This is a genomic window from Polaromonas sp. C04, from assembly GCF_002002705.1.
GTDB lineage: Bacteria > Pseudomonadota > Gammaproteobacteria > Burkholderiales > Burkholderiaceae_C > Rhodoferax_A.
Genome location: NZ_MUNS01000029.1, coordinates 104,855 through 130,524, shown reverse-complemented (window position 1 = coordinate 130,524; position 25,670 = coordinate 104,855). Strand labels below are relative to the sequence as shown.

The 25,670-nt window shown below is 63.6% G+C and carries 27 protein-coding genes and 1 other RNA gene; 18 read left to right on the top strand and 10 right to left on the bottom strand.

What is annotated here, in order from left to right; all coding sequences use genetic code 11:
- Positions 1-120 precede the first annotated feature (120 nt).
- Positions 121-1,440 carry an ATP-dependent nuclease gene (locus B0E49_RS09945; protein WP_077562034.1) on the top strand — a complete coding sequence of 440 codons (1,320 nt, stop codon included), beginning with the start codon at positions 121-123 and terminating at the stop codon, positions 1,438-1,440.
- 26 nt (positions 1,441-1,466) lie between these two features.
- Here B0E49_RS09945 and B0E49_RS20505 read toward each other — a convergent pair whose 3' ends face one another.
- From B0E49_RS20505 to B0E49_RS09935, 4 genes are all read right to left on the bottom strand, one after another.
- Complete coding sequence (locus B0E49_RS20505) at positions 1,467-1,631, bottom strand: nuclear transport factor 2 family protein (RefSeq protein ID WP_168175027.1); 165 nt, start codon at positions 1,629-1,631, stop codon at positions 1,467-1,469.
- A 226-nt stretch (positions 1,632-1,857) separates the two neighbouring features.
- Positions 1,858-2,817, bottom strand: coding sequence for a TAXI family TRAP transporter solute-binding subunit (locus B0E49_RS09940; protein ID WP_077562033.1), 960 nt, complete (start codon positions 2,815-2,817; stop codon positions 1,858-1,860).
- The gene (locus B0E49_RS20145) at positions 2,818-3,078 is read right to left on the bottom strand and encodes a hypothetical protein (protein ID WP_144264515.1); all 261 of its coding nucleotides are present in this window, start codon (positions 3,076-3,078) and stop codon (positions 2,818-2,820) included.
- The gene (locus B0E49_RS09935) at positions 3,059-3,262 is read right to left on the bottom strand and encodes a hypothetical protein (RefSeq protein WP_077562032.1); all 204 of its coding nucleotides are present in this window, start codon (positions 3,260-3,262) and stop codon (positions 3,059-3,061) included. The genes B0E49_RS20145 and B0E49_RS09935 overlap by 20 nt, the downstream gene beginning before the upstream one ends.
- A gap of 499 nt (positions 3,263-3,761) precedes the next feature.
- On the opposite strand from B0E49_RS09935, the gene B0E49_RS09930 reads away from it, so the two are divergent.
- From B0E49_RS09930 to B0E49_RS09890, 9 genes are all read left to right on the top strand, one after another.
- Positions 3,762-4,166 carry a hypothetical protein gene (locus B0E49_RS09930; RefSeq protein ID WP_286137912.1) on the top strand — a complete coding sequence of 135 codons (405 nt, stop codon included), beginning with the start codon at positions 3,762-3,764 and terminating at the stop codon, positions 4,164-4,166.
- A 101-nt stretch (positions 4,167-4,267) separates the two neighbouring features.
- Positions 4,268-4,741, top strand: coding sequence for a (2Fe-2S)-binding protein (locus tag B0E49_RS09925; RefSeq protein WP_077562031.1), 474 nt, complete (start codon positions 4,268-4,270; stop codon positions 4,739-4,741).
- Complete coding sequence (locus B0E49_RS09920) at positions 4,738-7,038, top strand: xanthine dehydrogenase family protein molybdopterin-binding subunit (protein WP_077562030.1); 2,301 nt, start codon at positions 4,738-4,740, stop codon at positions 7,036-7,038. Before B0E49_RS09925 ends, B0E49_RS09920 begins: the two co-directional genes overlap by 4 nt.
- A gap of 165 nt (positions 7,039-7,203) precedes the next feature.
- On the top strand, positions 7,204-7,962 hold the full coding sequence (locus tag B0E49_RS09915; protein WP_077562029.1) for an NADPH-dependent F420 reductase: 759 nt from the start codon (positions 7,204-7,206) through the stop codon (positions 7,960-7,962).
- A 55-nt stretch (positions 7,963-8,017) separates the two neighbouring features.
- Positions 8,018-9,304, top strand: a complete 1,287-nt coding sequence (locus B0E49_RS09910; RefSeq protein WP_077562028.1) for an NTP/NDP exchange transporter — start codon at positions 8,018-8,020, stop codon at positions 9,302-9,304.
- A 2-nt stretch (positions 9,305-9,306) separates the two neighbouring features.
- Entirely contained in the window at positions 9,307-10,221 is a 915-nt protein-coding gene (locus B0E49_RS09905; RefSeq protein WP_168175031.1) for an aldo/keto reductase, read from the top strand.
- Positions 10,222-10,415: 194 nt separating this feature from the next.
- The gene (locus B0E49_RS09900; RefSeq protein ID WP_077562026.1) at positions 10,416-11,666 is read left to right on the top strand and encodes an SGNH/GDSL hydrolase family protein; all 1,251 of its coding nucleotides are present in this window, start codon (positions 10,416-10,418) and stop codon (positions 11,664-11,666) included.
- A 30-nt stretch (positions 11,667-11,696) separates the two neighbouring features.
- On the top strand, positions 11,697-12,365 hold the full coding sequence (locus B0E49_RS09895; RefSeq protein ID WP_077562025.1) for an OmpW/AlkL family protein: 669 nt from the start codon (positions 11,697-11,699) through the stop codon (positions 12,363-12,365).
- A gap of 79 nt (positions 12,366-12,444) precedes the next feature.
- Positions 12,445-13,128 carry a hypothetical protein gene (locus B0E49_RS09890; protein ID WP_144264514.1) on the top strand — a complete coding sequence of 228 codons (684 nt, stop codon included), beginning with the start codon at positions 12,445-12,447 and terminating at the stop codon, positions 13,126-13,128.
- 8 nt (positions 13,129-13,136) lie between these two features.
- Here the strand turns inward: B0E49_RS09890 and ffs are convergent.
- Both ffs and B0E49_RS09880 read right to left on the bottom strand, forming a co-directional pair.
- Positions 13,137-13,233, bottom strand: an RNA gene (ffs, locus tag B0E49_RS09885) — signal recognition particle sRNA small type.
- Between the two features lie 43 nt (positions 13,234-13,276).
- On the bottom strand, positions 13,277-13,822 hold the full coding sequence (locus B0E49_RS09880; RefSeq protein ID WP_077562023.1) for a cytochrome b: 546 nt from the start codon (positions 13,820-13,822) through the stop codon (positions 13,277-13,279).
- Positions 13,823-13,920: 98 nt separating this feature from the next.
- Here B0E49_RS09880 and dnaX point away from each other — a divergent pair, with 98 nt between their 5' ends.
- The 6 genes from dnaX to B0E49_RS09850 all read left to right on the top strand — a co-directional run bounded on the left by dnaX (position 13,921) and on the right by B0E49_RS09850 (position 19,792).
- Complete coding sequence (dnaX, locus tag B0E49_RS09875; protein WP_077562022.1) at positions 13,921-15,822, top strand: DNA polymerase III subunit gamma/tau; 1,902 nt, start codon at positions 13,921-13,923, stop codon at positions 15,820-15,822.
- A 37-nt stretch (positions 15,823-15,859) separates the two neighbouring features.
- Positions 15,860-16,192 (top strand): YbaB/EbfC family nucleoid-associated protein, encoded by a 333-nt coding sequence (locus B0E49_RS09870; protein ID WP_077562021.1) that lies wholly within the window; start codon positions 15,860-15,862, stop codon positions 16,190-16,192.
- Positions 16,193-16,219: 27 nt separating this feature from the next.
- Complete coding sequence (recR, locus tag B0E49_RS09865; RefSeq protein WP_077562020.1) at positions 16,220-16,810, top strand: recombination mediator RecR; 591 nt, start codon at positions 16,220-16,222, stop codon at positions 16,808-16,810.
- Between the two features lie 154 nt (positions 16,811-16,964).
- Positions 16,965-18,011 (top strand): ABC transporter substrate-binding protein, encoded by a 1,047-nt coding sequence (locus B0E49_RS09860; RefSeq protein ID WP_077562019.1) that lies wholly within the window; start codon positions 16,965-16,967, stop codon positions 18,009-18,011.
- 101 nt (positions 18,012-18,112) lie between these two features.
- Entirely contained in the window at positions 18,113-18,940 is an 828-nt protein-coding gene (locus B0E49_RS09855; protein WP_077562018.1) for an ABC transporter ATP-binding protein, read from the top strand.
- A gap of 3 nt (positions 18,941-18,943) precedes the next feature.
- On the top strand, positions 18,944-19,792 hold the full coding sequence (locus B0E49_RS09850) for an ABC transporter permease (protein WP_502688702.1): 849 nt from the start codon (positions 18,944-18,946) through the stop codon (positions 19,790-19,792).
- 60 nt (positions 19,793-19,852) lie between these two features.
- Here the strand turns inward: B0E49_RS09850 and B0E49_RS09845 are convergent, their stop codons facing one another.
- Positions 19,853-21,496, bottom strand: coding sequence for a transglycosylase SLT domain-containing protein (locus tag B0E49_RS09845; protein WP_077562017.1), 1,644 nt, complete (start codon positions 21,494-21,496; stop codon positions 19,853-19,855).
- Between the two features lie 258 nt (positions 21,497-21,754).
- On the opposite strand from B0E49_RS09845, the gene B0E49_RS09840 reads away from it, so the two are divergent.
- Positions 21,755-22,558 carry a class I SAM-dependent methyltransferase gene (locus tag B0E49_RS09840; protein WP_174571086.1) on the top strand — a complete coding sequence of 268 codons (804 nt, stop codon included), beginning with the start codon at positions 21,755-21,757 and terminating at the stop codon, positions 22,556-22,558.
- 12 nt (positions 22,559-22,570) lie between these two features.
- Positions 22,571-23,020, top strand: coding sequence for a ribonuclease HI (gene rnhA / locus B0E49_RS09835; RefSeq protein ID WP_077562015.1), 450 nt, complete (start codon positions 22,571-22,573; stop codon positions 23,018-23,020).
- Between the two features lie 48 nt (positions 23,021-23,068).
- On the opposite strand, the gene queC is transcribed toward rnhA, so the two are convergent.
- Genes queC through mobA form a run of 3 tightly spaced genes read right to left on the bottom strand, consistent with a single transcriptional unit; the run spans position 23,069 to position 25,669 of the window.
- The gene (gene queC / locus B0E49_RS09830) at positions 23,069-23,779 is read right to left on the bottom strand and encodes a 7-cyano-7-deazaguanine synthase QueC (protein ID WP_077562014.1); all 711 of its coding nucleotides are present in this window, start codon (positions 23,777-23,779) and stop codon (positions 23,069-23,071) included.
- Between the two features lie 10 nt (positions 23,780-23,789).
- Entirely contained in the window at positions 23,790-25,055 is a 1,266-nt protein-coding gene (gene moeA, locus B0E49_RS09825) for a molybdopterin molybdotransferase MoeA (protein WP_077562013.1), read from the bottom strand.
- Positions 25,052-25,669 (bottom strand): molybdenum cofactor guanylyltransferase MobA, encoded by a 618-nt coding sequence (mobA, locus tag B0E49_RS09820; RefSeq protein WP_077562012.1) that lies wholly within the window; start codon positions 25,667-25,669, stop codon positions 25,052-25,054. Before mobA ends, moeA begins: the two co-directional genes overlap by 4 nt.
- Position 25,670 lies beyond the last annotated feature (1 nt).

Sequence of the window (25,670 nt, the reverse complement as noted above, 5' to 3'; positions counted from 1 at the left end):
TTGCTGTGGGGTGCGGATAAAAAGGTGTGAGCTACTATTTGTCTAATTAATTTGAATTTATAGCCCCGTTACCTTAACAGGAATGCCGTTCCGGCAAGTCCATCCAGATCGAGTTGACAAATGAAAACGCCGTTGCTTAAGCAAGATATCGTCTTTAATCCACCCATCCCACAATTCAACGCCGCTCGCGCAGGTAAACCACTCACTTCGATTGCGGGTGCGAATAACACCGGTAAATCCCTTGTACTTAAATATCTCAAGCAGCAATTAGGTCGGACTGCATATCTGATTGGTCCGAATCGTTTCTATCACGTGTACCACTTTAGCTCGAGCTTAAGAGATCCAAACGAGGTGGACCAATTTGAAAATCAGTTTAATCAGACATTTGCACAGGATGAACACAATCATGAGCAAAATTTCTTTGACCTAAACCGAATAATTATTGGACTTAACAATAAGCGTCGTGCGGAGTTGTTCAGTCTATGCGGCTCCTTGTTGGGGTGCGCGCTGACCATGAAGCGTGTTGATGAAGATAACGATTTAAGCGTAAGCTATATAGATATGGACGGACAGAACATGGCCGTCGGAAGTACAGGTACTCGGCTCCTAATGACGATATTAGGCATCTGCATGGATGATCGGTTTTCCACGATATTAATTGATGAACCTGAGTTGGGCCTAAGCCCGAAGGTGCAAAAATCGCTTGTATCCTTTCTCACCGATCCAGTAGAGAGAGCAAAATACTTCCCTCACCTTGCTAGCGTTTTTGTCGCGACTCACTCCCACTTATTTTTAAATCGCACAGATATCGAAAGCAATTTCATTGTCTCCAAAGATACGGGAAATGTCACGTTGTCGCAGGTGCGCACTATTGGTGAATTTCATCGGCTTCAATTTAACTTACTTGGGAATTCTCTGGAGTCCATGTTTTTGCCGTCTGCAATTGTGGTAACCGAAGGAAAAACGGATGCCGAATATGTTGACCGAATTATGGGCGTTCGTTTTCCAGAAAAAAGAATTTCAGTGAATTCATCGGAGGGTGATCCAAAGCGAAGAATTCAGGGTCTCAAGGATGCTTTTGGCGATTTAAGCCGTAGTCCCTTGAGAAGCCGGATTTTCGTCGTATTGGACAGCATTCATCAACCCGGTCTAGCTAGAGAGCTTACGGAAATGGGTGTATTAGCCGAAAACGTAATTATTTGGGATCGCAACGGCATCGAGTTTGTTTACCCTGAGATCCTCCTCTGCACAATATTTGGTTGTACCAAAGAACGACTCGTCGAGATCCAAATAAATGCCGACATTGTTTCTCTCAACGGTGTCGAGCGTAAGAAGAATGAGTTGAAAACAGAAATATTAGCAAGGCTAACTGAAAGTACCGAGTTGCCAACGGAAGTCGAAATCAAGCTCTTAGATCCCATCCGCAAAGCGATTGACTAACTCTGAGGCGGCGTGACGTTCACGGTTCAGTAGTCGATGAAGGCCTCTTTGCCGTCCGCCACGTGCGGGTTGTGCTGGACGTACGACTCGCCGGCGTAAAGCGCAATGACCTCGCGGGGCTTGCACTGGTTGAACATCAGGTCGTAGAAGGCCAAGACCGTTTCTGTGGTGCGTTTGGGCGTGCTGTTCATGGTGAGTTCCTTTGTATCTGGACGCAGCGCTCGCTCACGGCGCCCGTGCTGTCATCGGCACCACGGTGGAACAGCATGCCCGGCGCGCCGATACCCTTGGTCGACCACTCCAGTCCAGATAAACCCAGCCCACCAACGAGAGACTTGCCGGTTCTAGTACGCTATTCGGAGGGGGTCGAGAACCGTTTGGTAGTTGGCGGACAGATCCTCGACGAATGTCCCATTGCTACTGGTTCTTCCGGCCCCGATCGTCATGTCGGTGACGAACGCCCCGGGACATCTCGCGCTTGATAGCGGCAGTCGCGGCAGGGTGGGCGGGCCAGTTGATTTTATCTATTCGACCAAGAGGATCGACTTCACGCCACTTCACGTGGAACCCTGGCGCCGTTTGCATCATGCCGACATTTCCCGCGATGCATGAAACCAGGTCGCCAATTTCTTTCTGGTACTGATTCTTGAAAGCAAAGGTCGCCAGAATGCTGTCAACCTTGTAGGTCCGAATTGAAGTTTTCTGAAACGCATAGGTACCGGATGGAATCATTGTCTTCGTATAAAGACCGAATGAATCAAGTGCAGGGCTTGAGATGGGTACGAGCTTGATGCCATGGGATTTGGTGATCATGCTAACGGGTTTTCCCGCAACGACCAGCTCTGCATCGGCTGTCCCGTTGACTACCGCGTCATAGCCTTGCTGTTGCGTCATTCCAGCGACAGGAATCCACTTGATACCGGTCACTTTCTTAATCACCTGCGCGGTAACCCAGTTGCCAGAACCTTCAACGCCCTCAACGACTCTTTTCCCCGCGAGTTCATCGATGCTGCTTATGGATGAGTCGTCCTTCACGACAAGGTGAAATTCTTCCGAGTAAAACGGAAACACCATCATGATCCGGCTCATCATCTTCGGATCAATACCCTGCTCATAGACAAGCGCGTCGGTTTGGACAATGCCGTACTGCGTGGCCTTGTCGCCATAAATCTTGAAGATATTGTCAAGCGAGCCATCCGAGGGTACGTTGATGATCCTGGCATTCGGCTTGGAGCAGACCTTGATGATGTCATTGGTTATCGCATAATATGTTCCGGTGGGTTGTCCAGAAGAAATTCCGATAGTTTGAGCACTTGCAGAAAATGCGGCAATGATGGCGAGAAGAGCGAGTTTATTTTTCATTTTCTGGCCTTTCATTTATTTCTTGCCGGCGCGCAATACGGCGCTAAGGCCAGGGTCCGAAGGTTCCGGCTCTGCTTGAATTGGTGTTGCTTCCTGAATTGGAATTGAATGAATCGGGGCTGCTTTCACCTGCGGATGAGTCTCAGGTTCCGCTGGAACTTTGCTGAGCATTGCGACAGTCCAGCCAATGGCACCCGCGATAATCAACATGCCAATCACTTTTGAAATTGGTTTGATTTTCATGTTTTTACCGCTTTCATCTGCTTTTTGAGCCATCAAAAGCGGTGTCCGCCGGCGCTTGGTTATCGCCATGATTCTCGATGAGTTCACTCGCGCCGACAGGAATGTATTCGAGATCATCGCAATTCCCTTTGCAATTATCGAGGTTGATTGTCTTGAGCGGTGTGCCGGCTGGTCTGTACAGATAGGCTTTGTTGGCGCCGGCGTTGGTCGTGTACATCGTGTCTCCAACTGCTACGACACCTCGCCCGTTACCCGGAAGACACGACGTAATTGGCCGTAACGGCCCGGGTGGTTACGTCGATCTGGTAGACGGTATCGGGTCCATAGCTCGCGTTATTACCTTAAACCACCTCTTCAGCGTGGGCCGCTGACATGCAGGCACAAACACAGGCAACCGCCAATCCCAAGCGCTAGAACGGGATCACGCTTTTTTTGAAATAAGCAATATTCGTGCCGTAGACAATTTTCTTTATATATCAATATGGTTTTGAATGTTGTGTCCGCGGCCGTAAAAATTGCCGACACTTTCGTGTCTGAAAATATCACGTGTGAAAGTTCCGGGTGTCGCGTTCGTGAGATCGTGCTGTCGGATGGCGCCGCTTGGTTGTCCGTAAAAGATGGGATGAATCGGCTTCAAGCCATTACCAGTTCTGCGCATATCGCTATTTGTTTGATAGCAAGCTCGATGCCGCGCAGTCTCAAGCCAAAATGTCTCCATGTCCACCGCGTCGCGCAAGACCCAAAGTTCGCCAGCTGGCGCCAGGAAGGCTGCGGCCAAGCCGCGCGCCAGGCGCACACCGCGCAGCCACCACTACCACGTCTACGTGATCGAACTGTCGGACGAGGTGTGGAACGTGGGGCGATTCCGCCGGGCCAACCCCGATTACCAGCTCGGCAAGCCGTTCGTCTACGTAGGTATGACGGGGCTGGATCCCGACGTGCGCTTTGACAAGCACAAGGCGGGCATCCAGTCCAACGTGTTCGCCTTCAAGTACGGCCTGCGCCTGCTGCCCGCGCTGTACGCCGCCTACAACCCGATGCCCTACGAGGGTGCGCGCGACATGGAGGTGGAGCTGGGCATTGCGCTGCGCGAGGCGGGCTACGGCGTCTGGCAGGCGTAGTTTTTTTGGGATAGGGCATAACCCTGATGGCGCTGCAGCTTTGACGGCGCCTGCGGAACAGGCGTATGTTTTCCGTAGTTTCGTTTCGATCAGGGCGGCTTATGTCCAACACCATCACCCTCAATGTCAACGGCCAGAATCACGCGGTTGATGCGCCGCCGGACAGCATGCTGCTGTACGCGTTGCGCAACGACCTCAAGCTGCACGGGCCGAAGTTCGGCTGCGGCCTGTCGCAGTGCGGGGCCTGCACCGTCATCATGGACGGCTCGGCGATACGATCGTGCGTCACGCCGCTGGCGGCGGTAGCCGGCCACAAGATCACCACGCTGGAGGGCTTGGGGAGCGTTGACAAACCGCACCCGCTGCAGCAGGCGTTCATCGACGAGCAGGCCGTGCAGTGCGGCTACTGCATCAACGGCATGATCATGACGGCCAAGGCATTGCTCGATCGCAACCCGAAGCCCAGCCGCGATGAGATCAAGCATGCCTTGAATGGCAATTTGTGCCGGTGCGGCACGCACATGCGCATCGTGCGCGCGGTGGAGCGTGCCGCGAAGCAGGGAGGTGCAGCATGAACGCACGACAGGGCACGATGCACGATGCGAGCGTCGCTTCGCTGAGTCGCCGCAACTTCGTGAAGGCCTCTGGCGGGCTGCTGATTGCATTCAGCCTTACCGATCCGCTGAGTGCCATCGCACAAACCGCTGCCGGCGATGTGGCCGCGGGCCCGCCGGACGCGGCCAGGCTGGATGCGTGGATCGCGATTCATCCGGACAACACGGGCACCTTGTTCACCGGCAAGGTCGACACCGGCACGGGCATCGAGATCGCGCTGGCGCAGATTGCGGCCGAAGAACTGGATTTTCCGATTGACCGGCTGAGCGTGGTTATGGGCACAACGTCCAAAACCATCGATCAAGGCCCGTCCTACGGAAGCCGCACCGTGCGTTATGCCGGACCGCAGATCCGTCACGCGGCGGCGGCCGGGCGCCAGGTGCTGCTCGATCTTGCGGCCACGCATTTCAAGCTGCCCGCGAGCCAGCTGAGCGCCAGAGGCGGCAGCGTCTTCGTCACTGGCGCGCCAGCGCGATCCATCAGCTATGGTGAGCTGGTGGCCGGCAAGCGGCTGAGCATGACGATCGGCGCAAGCGGCACGGCCTTCAGCATGAAGGTCGCGCCCGGCGCCGTGCTCAAGGATCCCGCCAGCTACACCGTGGTCGGCCAGTCCGTACCCCGAAAAGACATTCCCGGCAAGGTGACGGGCGAGTTCACTTATGTGCAGGATGTGAAGCTGGACGGCATGCTGCATGGACGGGTCGTGCGCCCCTATGGCGTGCAGGCCGATCTCGTGAGCGTCGACGAAAGCGGCTTGAAAGACATCCCCGGGTTTGTGCAGGTCGTGCGCCGCGGCAATTTCCTGGGCGTTGTCGCCGAGACCGAATGGGGCGCGATCCAGGCGGCAGACAAGCTGGGCTCAAGGCTGAATCCCGGTGGGCCGCAGGCGGGACAGGCGAAATGGTCCAATTGGCAAGGTCTGCCGGTGCAGGAAAAAATCTGGGACACCGTGCGCCATGAGCCCGGCGGGGATACTTCGGTGGCGGCGCGGGGCTCGGTGGACAGCGCGCTGACGTCGGCCGAGAAGGTCCTCAAGGCGACTTACGAGACGCCCTTCCAGATGCACGGCTCGATCGGCCCGTCGTGTGCCGTGGCCGATGTGCGCCGCAATAGCGCCACGTTCTGGTCCGGCACGCAAATGCCGCACCAGGCGCGGCGCGACATGGCCCAGCTCCTTGGCATGGATCCGGAGCACATCGAACTGAACTGGCTGGAAGCCTCCGGTCAGTACGGGCGCAACGGCCTGGAGCATGTGATTGCCGATGCGGCGCTGATGTCGCAGGCGGTGGGGCGGCCGGTGCGCGTGCAGTGGATGCGCTGGGACGAGCACGGCTGGGAGCCAAAGGGGCCACCCATCGTGCAGGATCTGGCCGGGGCGGTGGACGACAAGGGCCATGTCGTGGCATGGCGGCACCACATGTGGATACCCACCACCAGCAACACGCACCTGATTGCGGCAAGCCTGGCGAAGGGGCCGGACATCGGCAGCACCGGCCAGGGGCGCCCGGCCATCACCTATGCGTATACGTTCGACAACGCCGATGTGGTCTGCCACGGCGAGGGGCACGTTGCGCTGCTCACCGCGTGGCTGCGCTCGCCGGCGCAGTTCGAGACGACCTTCGCCATGGAATCCTTCATTGATGAACTGGCTGCCGCCGCCGGACAGGATCCGCTGTCCTTTCGCCTGGCGTACCTGAAGGACCCGCGCGCCATCGATGTGCTGCGTGCGGCGGCCGATCTCTATGGCTGGAAGAGCCGGCCTTCCCCTGCCAACGGGGAGGGCAGCGGCAAACTGGCGCACGGCCGCGGCATCGCCTGGGTGAATCGCGATGACAGCCGCGTGGCGACCATTGCCGACGTCACGGTCGACCGCGAGAGCGGCCAGGTGCTGGTCAAGCGCGTGGTGGTCGCGCACGACTGCGGCCAGGTGATCAATCCCGACGGGTTGAAGAACCAGATCGAGGGCAATGTCATCCAGTCCATCAGCCGCACCCTGCACGAGGAAGTCATGTTCGACCGCGCGCACGTCACCAGCCGCGACTGGCAGGCCTATCCGATCTTGCGCTTCGATGAAATCCCCGACCGGATCGACATCGTATTGGTCAACAACCGGCCCGAATATCCACCCAACGGGGCTGGCGAGCCTTCGACCTGCCCGACCGCGGCCGTCATCAGCAATGCGATCTTCGACGCCATCGGCGTGCGCCTGCGCCGCACGCCGTTTCGACCCGGGCGGGTCAAGGCCGCCATGGCTTGATGGCGTTGCACGCGGTGTGGGTCTCGCGGTGTAAAGATGTTGGGCCGTCATGTGTCCCGTTGCAACGGGACGCATTCCGGTTGGGCTTGTGTTGAACAAGTGGGCCGTGTCCCGTATAACCACGACTGGCGCTACCCGTTCTGCAGCCATCCCCAGGAGGTTTTTATGCCTGTGCAAGAACCCTTCGACCGCCGCCGCCGCAGCTTGCTTACTACGGGCGGCGCCCTGGCCGTTGCCGGCGCGCTGCAAGGGCGGCAAGCCCTCGCGCAAACGGCGGGTGCTGCGAGCGGCGCCAGGCTGCGCGTTGGCGTCATCGGCTCGGGTCATATCGGCAGCACCGTCGGTGGCCTGTGGGTCAAGGCCGGCCATCCGGTGCTGTTCTCTTCGCGCCATCCCGATGAACTCAAGGGACTGGTGGCGGGGCTCGGTCCGCTGGCGCGCGCCGGCACGGTGGCCCAGGCGATCGCCTTTGGCGACGCGCTGCTCATTGCCGTGCCCTACGGGGCGCTGCCGCAGATTGGCCGGGACAACGCCGATGCGCTCAAGGGCAAGATCGTGCTCGATGCCTGCAATGCCGTGAGCGCACGCGATGGCGCCATCGCCGACGAGGTCGAGCGCGATGGCATCGGCATCACCTCGCAAAAATACCTGCCCGGCACGCGGCTGGTGCGCGCCTTCAACACCATGTCCTACATGATCCTCGCGCGCGAGGCGAACCGCCCCGACCCGAAGATGGCGATCCCGATTGCCGGCGACGATGCCTCGGCGCTGCTGGTTGCCGCGGGACTGGTGCGCGATGCCGGCTTCGAGCCGGTAGTGGTCGGCAAGCTGGCGGATGCAAGCCGCTTTCAGCGCGGCGGGCCAGGCTACGGCCAGTCGGTGAGCGCGGCCGAACTCAGGCAGAAGCTGTCGCTGCCGCCATGAGCCGCCGGGCCGCTCCCAAGGCGAATACCGCAGCGCCTAGCGCGGAGGTTGCCGGATGAGTTGGTTCCAGCGCTGGCTGCGGCGGGCGGTACCGGCCACGCCCGCGGAACTGGCGGCGGCGCTGTGGTCTTTCGCCTATTTCTTCGCGCTGCTGGCGGGCTACTACGTGCTGCGCCCGCTGCGCGACCAGATGGGCATCGCGGGCGGGGTCAGGGCGCTGCCGTGGCTGTTCACCGCGACCTTTGTGACGTTGCTCGCGGCGCAGCCGCTCTATGGCGCGCTGGTGGCGCGGTTGCCGCGCGCGCGCTTCATCCCGGTCGTGTACCACTTCTTCGTCGCCAACCTCGCGCTGTTCTGGCTGTTGCTGACGCTGGGCATCGCGCCGGTGCTGGTGGCGCGCGTGTTTTTTGTGTGGGTCAGCGTGTTCAACCTGTTTGCCGTGGCCGTGTTCTGGTCCTTCATGGCCGACCTGTTCACGAGCGAGCAGGGCAAGCGCCTGTTCGGCTTCATCGGCGCGGGCGGCACGGCCGGCGGGCTGCTGGGGCCGGTGATCACCATCGTGCTGTCGGTGCCGCTCGGGCCGGCCAACCTGCTGATCGTCGCCATCGTGTTTCTGGAGCTTGCGGTGTTCTGCGTGCACCGGCTCGAGCGCAGCGCGGGCGTGGCGCAAGGCCCGCAGCAGGGCGAACGGCGCGTGGGCGGCAGCGCCTTCGCCGCGCTGCCCGAGCTGATGCGCTCGCCCTACCTGCTCGGCGTCGCCGCGTGGGTCAGCCTGCTGTCGTTCGGCGCGACCACCCTGTATTTCATGCAGGCCCATGTGGTGGCCGCAACGGTCCATGGCGCCGGCGCGCAGACGCGCATCTTCGCCAGCATCGACCTGGCGGTCGGACTGCTGACGCTGGCGACGCAGGTCTTCGCCACCGGGCAACTGCTCAAGCGCTTTGGCACCGGTGTGGCGGCCGGCGCGCTGCCGGCGGTGTACATCGCCGGCTTTGCGGCGCTGACGCTCATGCCGGTCCTGATCGTCGTGATAGTGGTCCAGGTGGTGCAGCGCTGGATGAATTTCGCCATCGCCAATCCGGCGCGCCAGGTGTTCTTCACCGTGGTCGGGCGCGAGGAGAAGTACAAGGCGAAGAACCTGATCGACGTGGTGGTCTACCGCGGCTCCGACGCGTTGTACGGCTGGGTGTTCGACAGCGTGCAGGCGCTGGGCTTGAAGATCGGTGCCATCGCGCTGTGTGCGCTGCCCGTGGTGGCCGGTTGGCTGGTGCTGTCGGCGGCGCTGGGACGAACGCAGGAGCGCCGTGCGGCCCGGCTGGCTGTGCCGGCGCAAGGAGAATGACGATGAACCGTATGACGACCCCTCTGACCCGCCGCGAATTTTCCTGCGCGCTCGCCGCCGCGGCGCTGCTGCCGCACGCCGCGCTGGCGCAAACCAGTGCGGCGCCACCCCTCATCACCCGCGCCATCCCCGGCACGGGCGAGCGCCTGCCCGTGGTGGGCCTGGGCACGGCCAGTGTGTTCAACAGCGACGACCAGCCGACCCGGCGCGCGGCGGCGCAGGTGGTGCAGGCGCTGGTCGATGCGGGCGGGCGGCTGATCGACACGGCCTCGACCTATGGCGACGCCGAGAGCGTGCTCGGCCAAGTCATCGCGGGCGCGGGTTTGCAGGCCAAGGTCTTCGTGGCTACCAAGCTGGAGGCGCCGGACGCCGCGGAGCTCCAGCGCTCGCTGGTGCGGCTCAAGATGGCAAAGGTCGATCTGCTGCAGCTGCACAACGTGCGCGATGCGCGGCAATCCCTGGCGCAATTCAAGGCCTGGAAGGCGCAGGGCCTGTGCCGCTACATCGGCATCACGTCCACCTACCACGGCGACTTTGCGGCGCTCGAGGCCGTGCTGGAGCGCGAGAAGCCTGACTTCGTGCAGGTCGACTATTCGCTCGACAACCGTCTGGCGCAAGAGCGCATCCTGCCACTCGCGGCCGAAGTGCAGGCCGGCGTGCTGACGGCCCTGCCATTCGGCCGCGCCCGCCTGTTCCGCGCGGTGCGCGGCAAAGCGGTTCCCGATTGGGCGCAGGACTTCGCCGGCAGTTGGGCGCAGTTCTTTCTCAAGTACCTGCTCGCCGACGAGCGGGTCACGGCGGTCATTCCAGGCACTTCCGACCCGGCCCACATGGCGGACAACCTTGGCGCCATGCGCGGGCGCCTGCCCGATGCGGCGCAGCGCCAGCGGATGATCGCGTTCGTGAATAGCCTGTAGAGGGCAGGGCGCCGGTGTGCCCGCAAGTGCATGCCGCGCAGGCTTGCGCGACACCATCTGGTGCAAGCGCCCCAGGTAAAGTTCTGCCGCGCAACACGTTCCTCCGCGTTTTCCCTCGGCTGTTGTCATCGTCCGGCGACGTAGGATAGTTGTCGAGAAACGAACGATCGTTCTATTTTTACCGAAGGAAAGCTATGAAACGATGGACGCGGGCTTTAGTCGCCGTGAGTGCGGCAGTCATCCTGGCCAGCTGCGGCGGGGGCGGCGGAGGTGTTGCGGGGAGCAATAGCACCGGCTTTACGCAAATGGTCGTTTTTGGCGACAGCCTCAGCGATATCGGCACCTACAAGGTCGGCACCATCGCCGCCGTGGGTGGCGGCAAATGGACGGTCAATGCGCCCACGGCCAAGAACTGGACCGAGCTGATTGCCGCGCAATACAACCTGCCCACGCCTTGCCCGGCGCAGACTGGTCTGCCGTCCGTGCTGTTTCCGGGCTTCGTGGGGGCGTCTATTCAGAATTTCCCCGACTGTCGCAACTATGCCCAGGGCAGCTCTCGTGTGACCAGTCTGTTTAGTCCGAGCAGCCTTGCTGTGCAAGCAGCGGTGTACCAGGCATATGGTGGCCCTGCGGGCTACCCGGCGGCCACAGCGGCGAGCTACCCTGCAGCTGCGAATGCCGCGGCGAGTGCGGCCGGCCTGGGACTCATGGCCGTACCCGTCGTGACGCAAATGAACACCCACTTGAGCAATGTGGGCGGCAGCTACAGCGGCAAGGAGCTGGTTGCCGTGATGGCCGGCGGCAATGACTTTTTCATGAACCTGAATGGCGTCTCTGCCGCAGCAGCAGGCGGCAACGGGGCCGCGGCAGCGGCCCAATTTGCGGGCTGGTCCCCCGCCGTGCAAACCGCGGTGTTCGCGGGCGGCGCCGCGGCCGCGAATGCCGCGGCCAATGCGGCGGTCGCGGGCATGGCGCAGGCGGCGACCGAGCTGGCCACCGACATCAAGACGCTGGTACTGGCCAAAGGGGCCACACATGTGTTGGTGGTCAACCTGCCCGATGTGACGCAGACACCGTTCGGGGACACCTTTGACGCACCGACGAAATCCCTGGGCACGTCCATGATCACCGCCTTCAACTCCACCTTGCAGACGGACCTGGCGGGGGTGTCGGGCGTCCTCGTTGTGGACGCCTACACGCAGGGGCAGGACCAGACGGCGCACCCCGCTCAATACAGCCTGACCAATGTAACCACGCCGGCTTGCAGCGCGACATCACCGGCGAATCCGCTGGCGGGCAGCTCCATTGCCTGCACCGCCGCCAGCACCATCCCTGGCGATACCAGCCACTACCAGTATGCCGACACCGTGCACCCGACGCCTTATGGCTACCAGCTCCTGGCGCGGTACGTCACGCTCAAGCTGATCGCGGCGGGCTGGCAATAAGCACCACAAAAACCAGACAGGACGCAACCCATGAATACAAAGTTTCAGCTTATTGGCCTCACTGTCGTGCTGGCGGCGTCCAGCGGCGCCTTTGCGCAAAAAGCGGGCTCCTTCAGCGCGCAGATCGGTGCGACCCGCCTGGCGCCCTCCGTGAGCAGCGGCAACCTGACCGCGCCCAGCCTGCCCAACTCACAGGCCACGGTGAACAGCGATACGGAGCTCACCGGTGCGGTCAATTACATGCTGACCGACAACGTGGCGCTGAGCGTGCCGCTGGGGTTCGGCTTCAGGCATGACGTGTCGGGCGCGGGCGCCATCGCCGGCGTCGGCACGATCGCCACGACCAAGGTGATACCGATCACGTTGATCGCGCAGTACCGCTTCCTGGCGCCAGACGCGACATTGCGGCCATACGTCGGTGCCGGCGTGACCTATGCCCGGTTCTACGACACGAACGGCACGGCTGTGCTGACCGGCCTGACCAGCCCCGGCGGCGCGGCCACGACCATTTCCTTCCAGTCCAAGTGGGCGCCGACCCTCCAATTGGGACTAACGTACAACCTGAACGAGAAATGGTATCTGGACGCGTCCTACACCAAGACCTTCCTGAAGACGACTGGCACGCTCTCCACCGGGCAAACGCTGGACATGCGGCTGGACCCGAACAGCTACACGGTGGCCGTGGGCTACAAGTTCTGAGGCGCATCCGCAAAAATCTTGCATCAGGTGATCGGCGGGTGTAGGTTCTGGCGGCAAGCAACGAATCGCGAGGCTGGCCATGAGCGACGGGATGATCGGGATCAGAAATGCTTTGCGCAAACGTGCGGCCAAGCTCGATGAAATCATCGAAGGAGGCAAGGTCTACCCCACGGTTCTGGCAAAGGTTCAGCGGGCGGCGGCCAGCCTGCGGCTATGTTCCGACATGCTGGGCGAAATGTCTGCTGCGGTACTGGCCCGTGCCAAGGATGAAGACGAGCGTCTTGCAGCCGCAAAGAAGAGCCAAAGCAAACTCGTTCGCGTCACCCAATTCACGGCCTACCTCACGCAATGGAATCTGGGCAGTGAGGGCCAGCGACTGATGGAGGCGGTGCAGCTCATCGCCGATGAGCGGGACCCGGAAGCCTACAAGGCGCTGGGGAAACAGGCGGCCATGACCGTGGCCAAAATCGGCATGATCCTGTCGGGCCTGGAGCCGCTGAAGCTGATTGAGGAGTTCATCTCGACCGCCATGGACGTCTACGAAACCGGGCAGTCGATGAAGCTGCGCAAGAATCAGGTCAAGCTCGCCTCGGATCTGATGCTGTGGCTCGATGCCGTATCGTTGGTGTGCCTGACCTGGACCGTGCAGGCCCAGGGCCTCATTCTCCGCGCCCAAGGCAGCTTTGACGCTACCACCGACGATCAAATCATCGAGAGGGTCACTGCCAGAATCCTTGATTTGGCGACGAAGAAAACGCCCTGAATGAATAAGGTGACGAGCCTTGACCCCGGCACTGGCTCTACAGTTAGGGCTGCTTGGTTCCCCACCTGACCCGGTTGGCCGCTTCACCATGCGGGAAGGCCCGTCACCGCCATTGTAGGCGATGGCGGCGGGGCTACCGGCGCCCGGGTCAGTTCTTCAGCAGCAACATGCGCCGCAGGGTGTTGTCGCGCTTGATGTAGTGGTGAAACAGGGCCGCCGCCGCATGCAGGCCGATCAGGAAGTAGCCGATCGTGGCTCCGGTTTCATGGATGTCCTTGAGCTGCCTGGCGAGCGCCTTGTTCTCGCCCAGCAGCGCGGGCAGCGTGGTCAGGCCAAAGTACGCAATGGGTTTGCCGCGCGCGCTCAGGGTGGCCCAGCCCAGCAGCGGCATGCCGATCATGAAGACGTAGAGCAGCACATGCATGAGCGCCGCCAGCCGCGCCTGCCAGACGGGCGGCGCGGGTTGGATGGCCGGTGTGGTCCCGGTCAGGCGCGCGAGCAGGCGCAGCCAGACCAGCGCAAAGACCGTCAGGCCCAGCGAGAAATGCACGCTCCGGATGGCGTTGCGGATGTCGCTGCCGCGCGGGAAGAAATCGGTGATGTCCATGCAGACATACGCCGCGACGATCAGCACCAGCATGACCCAGTGCAGGGCGATGCTGGCAGCGCTATAGCGTTGTCGAAAGGTTGGCATGCTTGGGAGGCTGGGCGCGAGTTTTGACTCTTGCAATCATAGTCAAGGAATGTGAAGGCGCGGCAAAGCCGGGCTGCGCGGCACCGTAGAATCAAAGCATGTCCTACCTCGTGCTCGCCCGCAAGTACCGCCCCAAGACCTTCACCGAGCTGGTAGGGCAGGCGCATGTGGTGCAGGCCCTGACGAACGCACTGAGCACGCAGCGGCTGCACCATGCCTATCTGTTCACCGGCACGCGCGGCGTGGGCAAGACCACGGTGTCGCGGATTCTGGCCAAGTCGCTCAACTGCCTGGGCCCGGACGGTAACGGCGGAATCACCGCCAGCCCTTGTGGCGTCTGCCAGGCGTGCACTGATATTGATAGCGGCCGGTTTGTCGACTACACCGAACTCGATGCCGCCTCGAACCGCGGCGTGGACGAGGTGCAGACGCTGCTGGAGCAGGCCGTGTACAAGCCGGTGCAGGGCCGCTTCAAGGTCTTCATGATCGACGAGGTGCACATGCTCACCGGGCACGCGTTCAACGCGATGCTCAAGACGCTGGAGGAGCCGCCCGAGTACCTCAAGTTCGTGCTGGCCACCACCGACCCGCAAAAAGTGCCGGTCACGGTGCTGTCGCGCTGCCTGCAGTTCAACCTGCGCCCGATGGCGCCCGAGACGGTGCAGGAGCACCTGAGCCATGTGCTGCAGGCCGAAGGCGTGCCGGCCGACGCGCCGGCGCTGCGCCTGCTGGCGCGGGCCGCGCGCGGCTCCATGCGCGATGCGCTGTCGCTGACCGACCAGGCGATCGCCTTTGGCAGCGGCAAGCTCGAGGAAGCCACCGTGCGCCTGATGCTGGGCAGCGTGGACCGCAGCTACGTGCTGCGCCTGATCGAGGCACTGGCATTGGGCGATGGCAAGACCGTGGTGCAGACCTGCGAGGCCTTGCGCCTGCACGGCCTGAGCGCGGCCTCCACGCTGGAAGAAATGAGCATGCTGCTGCAGCGCATGGCGGTGATTCAGGCCGTGCCGGACTCGGTGAGCGATTCGACGGAGGCGAGCGACCCCGACGCGCACGAAGCCGCCCGCCTGGCCGCGTTGATGCCGGCCGACGAGACGCAACTGCTCTACAGCATGTGCCTGCACGGCCGCGCCGAGCTGGGCCTGGCGCCCGATGAATACGCCGCGCTGACCATGGTGCTGCTGCGGCTGCTGGCGTTCAAGCCGGCGTCGAGCGCGACCAGTGCGGCGCGGCCGCCTGGCGCGCCGGCTGAAAAAAAAACTCTGATTGATGCCTCCGCGGGGGTGCCGTCGGCGGCGCAGCCCCTGACCAGGGAGATCGTGCCAAGCGCGCCTGCCGCGGCACCTGTCGCAACGCCTGATGCAGCGTCTGATATGGCGCCTGCTACGACAACTGAGACAGCGCTCGCGCCCGTCCAGCCGCCCGGCTACGTGCTGCCCGTGGTGGTGCCGCCGATATCTGCATCAAAACCGGCGCAAGCCCTTGTTGCACCTGCGCAGTCAGCTACAAAAGTGGTAGCGGTCCCGGTGCGCGTGCAGGCCGAGCCCGGCGAGCGCATGCAGCAGCGCCAGGAAGCCCATGCAGGCGCCCGCCCGGCATCGGCCAGCTTCACCGCCACGCCCGAGGGCGACTTCTGGCACGCCACCGTGCAGCAATTGATCGCGGACGAGGCCATTGCGGCGATGGTGCGCGAGCTGGCCCTGCAGTCGCAACTGGTGGCGCGCGACGGCGACCACTGGATGCTGCGCGTCGAGCGCGAAACGCTGAACCAGCCCGCCAGCCGCGAGCGCCTGCGCACCGCCCTGAGCGCGGCAGGGCACGTGGCGACGATCAGTGTGGAAGTCGGCGCGGTCAGCGACAGCCCGGCCCGGCGCAACGCGGCCGCCGCACTCGAGAGGCAGCGCGCCGCCGAAGAAATTATCCTGGCCGACCCCCTGGTGCAATCCATGATGCGCGACTTTGGCGCGAAAATCGTGCCTGGCAGCATCAAACCCATTTGACCCACCCCAACAGCCCATTTACTCGCAAGGAAAACCCATGTTCAACAAAGGACAACTGGCCGGCCTCATGAAGCAGGCCCAGGCCATGCAGGACAACCTCAAAAAGGCGCAGGACGAGTTGGCGTTCATCGAAGTCACCGCCGAGTCGGGCGCCGGCCTGGTCAAGGTCACCATGACCTGCAAGCACGATGTCAAGCGCATCACCATCGACCCCAGCCTGCTGGCCGACGACAAGGACATGCTCGAAGACCTGGTGGCGGCCGCCTTCAACGCGGCCGTGCGCAAGGCCGAGGAAACCTCGCAGGAGAAGCTGGGCAAGCTCACCGCCGGCATGCCCGGCCTTCCCGGGGGCATGAAGTTTCCGTTCTGATGCGCTGCTGCGCGCCTGAGCTGGCCCATGGCTGATACCAGTTCTCTCGACGCGCTGGTGCAGGCGCTGCGCCGCCTGCCGGGCGTGGGCATCAAGTCGGCGCAGCGCATGGCGTTTCATCTGCTGCAGCACGACCGCGAAGGCGCACGGCTGCTGGCACGCGCGCTGGCACAGGCAGCGGACAACATCAAGCATTGCGAGCTGTGCCACACCTTCACCGAGAGCGCGATTTGCAGCACCTGCCTGGACGAGCGGCGCGACCACAGCAAGCTGTGCGTGGTCGAGACGCCCGCCGACCAGTCGGCGCTGGAGCGCACGGCGGCCTACAAGGGCCTGTACTTCGTGCTGATGGGCAAGCTCAGTCCGCTCGACGGCATCGGCCCGAAAGACATCGGCCTGCAAAAACTCTTTGCGCGCGCCACCGACGGCGTGGTGCAGGAGGTGATCCTGGCGACCAACTTCACGGCGGAGGGCGAGGCCACGGCGCACGTGATTGGCGAGGCGCTCAAAAGCCGCGGCCTGCAGGTGACGCGGCTCGCGCGCGGCGTGCCGGCCGGCAGCGAACTCGAATACGTGGACCTGGGCACGATCGCGCACGCACTGGTGGACCGGCGCTGACCGCGGACAGTCTTTTTGTCGGTTATCGCTAAAGATTGGCGTACTACAGCACCTTGCACGCGAGCTTACGTACAAACCCGCACGGGGATGTTCCCGATGCGGGTTTTTTCGCGCCTGCCTATGCTGATCCCAGTTCAAGAAGAGAGAAATCACAATGGAAAACTTTACGCTTAATCGTCGCAAACTCGGTACCCTGGCCACCGCGGCCGCTGCCACCCTGGCCGTGCCCGCGCTGCGCGCCCAGCCGAATCTGGAAAAGCCCAAGCTGGCGATCGCCGTGGGCGGCAAGGCGGCGTTTTACTACCTGCCGCTGACCATCGCCGAACAGTTGGGCTACTTCAAGGCCGAGGGCCTGGATGTGGAGATCAGCGACTTTGCCGGCGGCGCCAAGGCCTTGCAGGCCGTGGTTGGCGGCTCGGCCGACGTGTGTTCCGGCGCGTTCGAGCACACCATTGCGCTGCAAAGCAAGGGTCAGTACTACACGGCCTTCGTGCTGCAGGGCCGCGCCCCGCAAATCGCAATTGGCGTGTCCACGAAGAACATGCCCAACTACAAGACCCTGGCCGACCTCAAGGGCAAGAAGATCGGCGTGTCGGCGCCGGGCTCCTCGACCAACATGGTGGCGAATCTGGTGCTCTCGCGCGCCGGCATCAAGCCCACGGACGTCAGCTACATCGGCGTCGGCACGGCCGGCGCTGCGCTGACCGCGATGCGCACCGGCCAGATCGACGCCATGAGCAACACCGACCCGGTGATGACCATGCTGGAGCAAAAGAACGAGGTCCGGATCATCTCCGATACGCGCACGCTCAAGGGTACTTTGGACGTGTTTGGCGGCCCGATGCCGGCGGGCTGCCTGTATGCGTCCGCCGAATTCATCCAGAAAAACCCGAACACCTGCCAGGCGCTGGCCAATGCCATTGTGCATGGCCTGAAATGGCTGCAGACCGCCGGCCCGGGCGACATCATCAAGACCGTGCCGGAAGCCTATTTGCTGGGTGACCGTGCGCTGTACCTGGCCTCGTTCAACAAGGTGCGCGAGGCGATTTCGCCCGACGGCATCGTCCCCGATGAGGGCCCTAGAACTGCGCTGCGGGCGCTGTCGAGTTTTGACCCGTCCATCAAGGCCAACAGGATCGACCTGCGAAAAATCTACACGAACAGCTTTGCGCTCAAAGCCAAAGATCGCTTCAAAGCCTGAGCTTTCCCGCAGCCGGAATTTATTGACGCCACACCATCGCGCAGGGCGGCCGTGCCGATCGGCGATGGCCGCGCGAGTGGGCAATGACACAATACGCGGCTATGCCTGACTTCGCCCTCGAATTTCTCGACGTCACCTGCACTTTCAAGTCGCCGCAGGATCCCAAACAACCGCAGGAACATGGCTACACGGCCGTCGCCAACACCACGCTGCGCATTCGCGCCAGCGAGTTCGTCTCGGTGGTGGGACCCACCGGCTGCGGCAAATCCACGCTGCTCAACGTGGGCGCGGGCCTGCTGGCGCCGTCCTCGGGCACGGTGCAGGTGTTTGGGGAGCCGCTGGCGGGCATCAATACCCGCGCGGGCTACATGTTCCAGTCCGAGGCGCTGATGCCCTGGCGCAGCGCCATCGACAACGTCATGGTGGGCCTGCAATACCGCGGCGTGCCGGACGCCGAGGCCAGACGCCAGGCACAGGCGTGGCTGCAGCGCGTGGGGCTGGGCGAGTTCGGCGAGCGCTACCCGCACCAGCTCTCGGGCGGCATGCGCAAGCGCACGGCGCTGGCCCAGGTGCTGGCGCTCGACCCCGACATCATCCTGATGGACGAGCCGTTCAGCGCGCTCGACATCCAGACGCGCCAGCTCATGGAAAACGAAGTGCTCGAGCTCTGGGCGGCGAAGAAGAAGGCGGTGCTCTTCATCACGCACGATCTGGACGAGGCCATCGCCATGAGCGACCGCGTGGTGGTCCTGTCGGCGGGGCCGGCCACGCATCCGATGGGCGAGTTCGAGATCGATCTGCCTCGCCCGCGCGATGTGGCCGAGGTGCGCACGCAGCCGCGCTTCATCGAACTGCACAGCCAGATCTGGGGCGTGCTGCGCGACGAAGTGCTCAAGGGCTACGCGCAGCAGCTCAGGAAGGCGGCCTGAAGCATGAAAAGTCTGGTGCAGATGCTCAAACCCGGCGAGCACAATCTGCGTGCCTGGCAGGTCGGCGCGCTGCTCGTCATGCTGGCCGCGTGGCAGCTGGCCTCGCGCAACCCGCAGCTGGCCTTTTTCCTGGGCGACCCGGTGCAGGTGGCTGGAAAGATATGGTCGTGGTTCATGCCGTTCGGCTTTGGCGCCAGCGCGCTGTTCCCCGACGGCGTGCCCGGCAATGCCGACATCTACCGCCACTTGTACACCACGCTGATCGAGACCGTTCTGGCCTTTGGCATCGGCACCGGCATGGGCCTGGCCTGCGGCCTGTGGCTGGCGTTGGCGCCCACCGCGAGCGCCATCCTGGACCCCTACATCAAGGCCGCCAATTCGATGCCGCGCGTGATTCTGGCGCCGATCTTTGCGATGTGGTTTGGTCTGGGGATCTGGAGCAAGGTGGCGCTGGCCGTGACCTTGGTGTTTTTCATCGTGTTCTTCAACGTGTTCCAGGGCGTCAAGGAGGTCAGCCCGGTGGTGCTGGCCAACGCCCGCATGCTGGGCGCCAACCAGCGCCAGCTGCTGCGCACGGTGTACCTGCCCAGCGCCACGAGCTGGGTGTTCTCCAGCCTGCACACGTCCGTGGGACTGGCCTTCGTCGGCGCCGTGGTGGGGGAGTACCTGGGCTCGGCGCGCGGCGTCGGCTACCTGATCCTGCAGGCCGAGGGCACGTTCGACGTCAACACCGTGTTTGCCGGCATCGTGGTGCTCACGGTGTTTGCGCTGGTGCTCGACGGCATTGTGGGCCGGGTCGAGCGCAAACTCATGAAGTGGCAGCCCAGCCCGGGCGAGACCGAGAAGTTATAGCGCCACTATCAAAAAAATAGCGGAGCGTGCCCGTCCCTCAAGGGCTGGCCCCCGTTTCTTTTAACGGGTCCGGCTCGCCACCACGGTATCGCGCGACGCCCGCTGAGGGGCCGATTTGGCAACCCGCTGGGCCGATTTGGCGGGTGCGCGCGCCGCCATTTTGACACCCGAAGGCCGGCTGTGTGCGCTTGCCACCACCTTGGCCTCGGGGCGCGCGCGCGTGCTGGCCACGGCCACGGACGTCCTGCCGCCGGAGCGCGTGCGCGCATGGGCCGTCAGGGTGCCCGCGGGCCGCGCCTTCATCGGCAAATACACCACCAGGTGTTGCCCGGCCTTGAGCGGCGCAAAGGCGCTCATCCGGTTCCAGCCGGCAACGCTCGCCGCGCTCTGGCCATAACGCCCCGCGAGCGATGCCAGGGTGTCGCCCCGGCGTGCCTTGACCAGGGTGCGGTGCAGCGTGATGGGCGGCGGCTCCGGCGCCAGGGCCAGCTGGCCATTGTCGGCAACGTGTTCCGTCACGTCGTTCTCGACGCGCTCCGAGCGCGGCACCAGCAGCGTGGAGCCGACCTTGATCATCATCTTGGGCGGGATGTGGTTGATGCTGCGGAACTCACTCTCGTCCATGCCGGCGCGCCTGGCCGCCTCCGACGCCTTCATGGTGGTGGAGGTGGTCCAGGCGGTCCAGCTCGCCAGCTGACCGGAGCTGTAGGCCTGCAGGTTGCGTTTGAAGATGGCGGCGTTGTCCCAGGGCAGCAAAATCTGCGGCGTGCCCGCGGCCAGAATGACGGGCCGGTTGGCAGAAGGATTCAGCGCCTTGAAGTCTTCGACCCGGACCTCGGCCAGCCTGGCGGCGAGCGTCACGTCGATATCGCGCGCGATGTCGACCTTCTGGAAGTACGGGTGGTTGCCGATATCGGGCAGCGATGTATTGAACTTTTGCGGATCGGCCACGATGTCCTTGAGTGCCTGCAGTTTGGGCACGTACAGGCGCGTCTCCATCGGCATGCTGAGGTCCGAGTAGCTGGTGCCCAGGCCGGCATTCTGGTTTTTGGCGATGGCGCGCGCCACGTTGCCTTCGCCCCAGTTATAGGCCGCCAGCGCGAGTTGCCAGTCACCGAACATGTCGTGCAGCTTTTGCAGGTAGTCCAGCGCTGCCCGGGTCGACGCCAGCACGTCGCGGCGATCGTCGCGGAACACGTTTTGCTTGAGCTCGAAGTGCTTGCCCGTGGCGGGCATGAATTGCCACATGCCGGCAGCCTTGGCACTGGAGACCGCCTGCGGGTTGAAGGCGCTCTCGACGAAGGGCAGCAGCGCCAGTTCGGACGGCATGTTGCGCCGCTCGAGTTCTTCGACGATGTGGAACATGTACTTGCGCGAGCGCTCGGTCATGCGCAGGATGTAGTCGGGCCGCGCGGCGTAGTACTGCTCGCGCTCATGCACCATGTCATTGTCGAGGTTGGGCATCGCAAAACCGCGCCGGATGCGCTCCCACAAGTCAGCCGGCGGCTGCAGTTGCGCGACCGCCCGGGAGGCGGCCTGTGCCGCCGTGATGGGCTGCAAAGCGCCAGCATCGCGAGATGCTGCACTGGAAGTGGATAAGCCGGTGGCGGGGTTGATGGAGGATGAGGAGGATGTGGTGGTGGTGCTGGCACAACCGGTGAGCCAGAGCAGGCCGGTGATGCACAGGATTTGAATGAGTTTCATCGGAGCGGGGTTTCCCATGGTCGAGGAGCGGCAAACACGGGCACCGGGTAGCCCGTGATGGCGCGAGGCACGCCCGGTCGCGGCCGGGGTGATGATGGGTGACTAGAATCGCAACCAGCCGCAAGCGGTCTCGCTGCACGATGCCGGACACAAGCCGCATAGTCGGTGCGCCGCCGCGGGCCGACAACCGTTGCCCGATCCCGATCAGGCATCATTGGCAGGGCAGTATCGATGGCGGCAGGCAGCGGCGTTAACTTCATGAGTGGGCACATTATAAGTTTGCACGAGTGGTTTGAAACCCCCCCCGGCCGTTATTTGCTGGCGTGGGAGCGCGCGCAATTCGACCGCACGGTGGCCGACATCTTTGGCTATCACGCGCTGCAGCTGGGGCTGCCCGAGCTCGATGCGCTGCAGGCCAACCGCATGCCGCACCGCTGGCTGGCCACCGGCGAGCCTGTGGCGGCGGCCGGCGGCGCTGCCCCGGCGCCGCATCGGGCGGCCCTGATCACCGACTTTGCGGCCCTGCCGTTTGCGGAAAACAGCCTGGACCTGGTGGTGCTGCCGCATGCGCTGGAGCTGGGCGCCGACCCGCACGCCACGCTGCGCGAAGTCGGGCGCGTGCTGGTACCCGAAGGCCGGGTCGTGATCAGTGGCCTGAACCCGGCCAGCCTGTGGGGCCTGCGCCAGCGCCGTGCGCAGGTGTATCAGCGGCTGGGTTGGGGGGCGCCGTTTTTGCCCACGGCCGGCGAGTTCATCGGCTACTGGCGTCTGCGCGACTGGCTGCGCCTGCTGAACTTCGAGGTCGAGGCCGGCGACTTCGGCTGCTATCGGCCGGCCGTGCGCAGCGAGAAATGGCTGGGCCGGTTCGAGTGGATGGACTGGGCCGGCGACCACTGGTGGCCTATATTCGGGGCGGTTTATTTTCTGGTGGCGGTCAAGCGGGTGCATGGGATGAGGCTGCTGAGTCCCGCCTGGAAGGCCCCCCGAAGCGTTGCCGCTGCTCCTGTTTCAATAGCTAACCGCGCAGGTAAGACAAGGGCCGAGAGCCACAATAACCAATAATCGAGCGTCGTATTGAATCACGTTGAAATTTATACCGATGGCGCCTGCAAAGGCAATCCGGGCCCCGGCGGCTGGGGCGTGTGGCTGAAATCGGGCAGCACCGAGAAAGAGCTGTTCGACGGCGAGCTGGACACCACCAACAACCGCATGGAACTGACAGCGGTGATCGAGGCGCTGGCCGCGCTCAAGCGGCCCTGCCGTGTCACGCTGTACCTGGACAGCGAATACGTGCGCAAGGGCATCACAGAGTGGATTGCGGGCTGGAAGGCGCGCGGCTGGCGCACCGCCGCCAGGCAGCCCGTAAAAAACGTCGATCTGTGGCAGCGGCTGGACGCGCTGGTGTCGGGCGCGGGCCATGCGATCGAGTGGCGCTGGGTGAAGGGCCATGCGGGCGATCCCGGCAACGAGCGCGCCGATGCGCTGGCGAACCGCGGCGTGGAGCGCGCACTCGGTCGGCGTTAAGCCGGTGTTAGTGTCGGTGCCAGGTCGCGGTCCGGTGCATCGGCTGCATCATGCGGGCTTGTCCGCCCGCCAGCGCGCGTAGCCGTTTTTCCGTAGTTCGCAGGCGGGGCAGGTGCCGCAGCCATAGCCCCAGGCGTGGAGCGTGTCGCGCACCCCCTGGTAGCAGGTGTGCGACTCGTTCAGCACGATGTCGACCAGCGCCTGGCCGCCGAGTTCATGGGCCAGCGCCCAGGTCCGGGCCTTGTCGAGCCACATGAGGGGCGTCTCGAACGTGAAGCGCCGCCCCATGCCCAGCGATACCGCGATCTGCTGCGCCTTGATGGTGTCGTCGCGGCAGTCGGGGTAGCCGGAAAAGTCGGTTTCGCACATCCCGCCGACGACCACATCGAGGTTGCGCCGGTACCCGAGCGCCGCGGCCAGCGTGAGAAAGAGCAGGTTGCGGCCGGGCACGAAGGTGTTGGGCAGGCCGGACTCGGTCAGCTCGAATTCGATGTCCTTGGTCAGCGAGGTGTCGCTGATCTGGCCCAGGATGTCGAGGCTCAGAACATGGTCCTCGCCAAGCCGGCCTGACCACTGGGGATACTGGGTTCTCAGCGCTGCCAGAACATGCAGCCGCGCATCGAGTTCGATGCGATGGCGCTGCCCGTAGTCGAAGCCGACCGTTTCCACATGCGCATAGCGGTCCAGTGCCCAGGCCAGGCAGGTCGTCGAATCCTGTCCGCCCGAAAAGAGGACCAAAGCCCTGCCGGGTAATTTCATGGCGTTGAATCTACATGGCGCCGTCGAACATCATCACGTCGACGGCATCGCCCGCGGCCACGTTGCCCTGCGCGTGGTGCAGCACGATCAGGCCGTTGGCCTGCACCATGGAGCTCAGCACGCCCGAGCCCTGGTTGCCGGTGGTGCGGACCTGCAGCGAGCCGTCGGGCGCGGTGCTCACGATGCCGCGCTGGTATTCGGTGCGCCCGGGTTTCTTGCGGATCGCCTCCGCGCTGCGCGCCTTGAGCAGCGGCGGTGCATTCGCCGTGCAGCCCATCATGCGCAGCAGGGCGGGGCGCACGAAAGCGAGAAAAGTCACCATCACGGCCACCGGGTTGCCTGGTAAGCCAAACAGCACCGATGCACCGATGCGCCCGACCGCCATGGGCCGACCCGGCCGCATGGCGATGCGCCAGAAAGCCACGTCGCCGAGCTTTTTCATCATCGCGCGGGTGTAGTCGGCCTCGCCCACGCTGACGCCTCCGCTGGTGATGATGGCGTCGGCCTGCCGCGCCGCCTGCGTGAACGCGGCCTCCAGCAAGGCCGGATCGTCGCGCACCACGCCCAGGTCGATTACCTCGCAGCCCAGGCGCGAGAGCAGGCCGAACACCGTGTAGCGGTTGCTGTCGTACACCGCGCCTTCGCGCGGCGCCTCGCCCAGGCTCAAAATCTCGTCGCCGGTGGAGAAATAGGCCACGCGCAGCCGCCGGTAGACCGGCACGGTTTTGATGCCCAAACTGGCCACCAGACCAAGCGCAGCGGGCGCAAGCAGCTCGCCTTTTTGTAGCGCCGGCTGGCCCTGCAGCAGGTCTTCGCCCTTGAAGCGGCGGTTGTCACCGGGCGCCAGCAGCCTGGGCGGGATGGTGATGCGGTCTCCTTCGATCTGCGCAAATTCCTGCGGCACCACCGTATCGAGCCCGGTCGGCAAGATGGCGCCGGTCATGATCTTCAGACACTCGCCGGCCTTCACGCTGCCCTGCCAGGCCTTGCCGGCCAGTGCCGTGCCTACAACGGTCAACACCAGTGGCGTGTCGGCCGACAACTGGGCACCGTCGAAGGCATAGCCGTCCATCGCCGAGTTGTCGTGCGGCGGCACGCTGACGGGCGAGATCACGTCGCGCGCGAGCACCCGGCCCAGTGCATCAAAAATGCCGACTTCCTCAAGCTCCGCGACGGGCAGGGCCAGGCGCGCGAGAAACTGGTTGACGTCGGCAGAGGTCAAGGCCTGCGGGTCATAGCCCTGCAGCTCGGCGGCGATCTGCGCCAGCGTTTTCATGATTTTTCTAATGAATGCAGCTCGGCCAATGTGTTGGCGTTGAAGAAGGCCCGCGCATCGTCATCGGGCCTATCGAACGGCACGACCACGGTCTTGTGCTGCGCGGTCCAGGCGTCGATCTTTCGTCCGCCGCCATGGGTGAACCGCACCAGGCTCTCCAGCAGCGTCACGCGCAGCAGGCAAAAGACGGGCTGGGTGCGAACCGCGGCAGGTGGGGCGCCGTCGCGGCCGGCCGCCATCGCAATCTCGGCATCCTCGCGCTCCAGGCTTTCAGCCAGCCGCGCGACAAGGTCCAGCGGAAACAGGGGCGTGTCGCAGGGCACCGTGACCAGGTAGGGTGTTTCGCAGCGCTCCAGGCCGGTCAAAAACCCGGCCAGCGGCCCGGGGTAGTCCGCCAGCCCGTCGGGCCACACGGGCGCGCCGAATGATTCGTAGGCGGCGAGGTTGCGGTTGGCGTTGATCATCATGTGGCCGGTCTGCATTTGCAGCCGCATCAGGGTGTGCAGCGCCAGCGGCATGCCGTTGAAGTTTTGCAGGCCCTTGTCCACGCCGCCCATGCGCGAGCCGCGGCCGCCCGCCAGAACCAGACCGGTGATGTCCGAGGGGGCGATCATT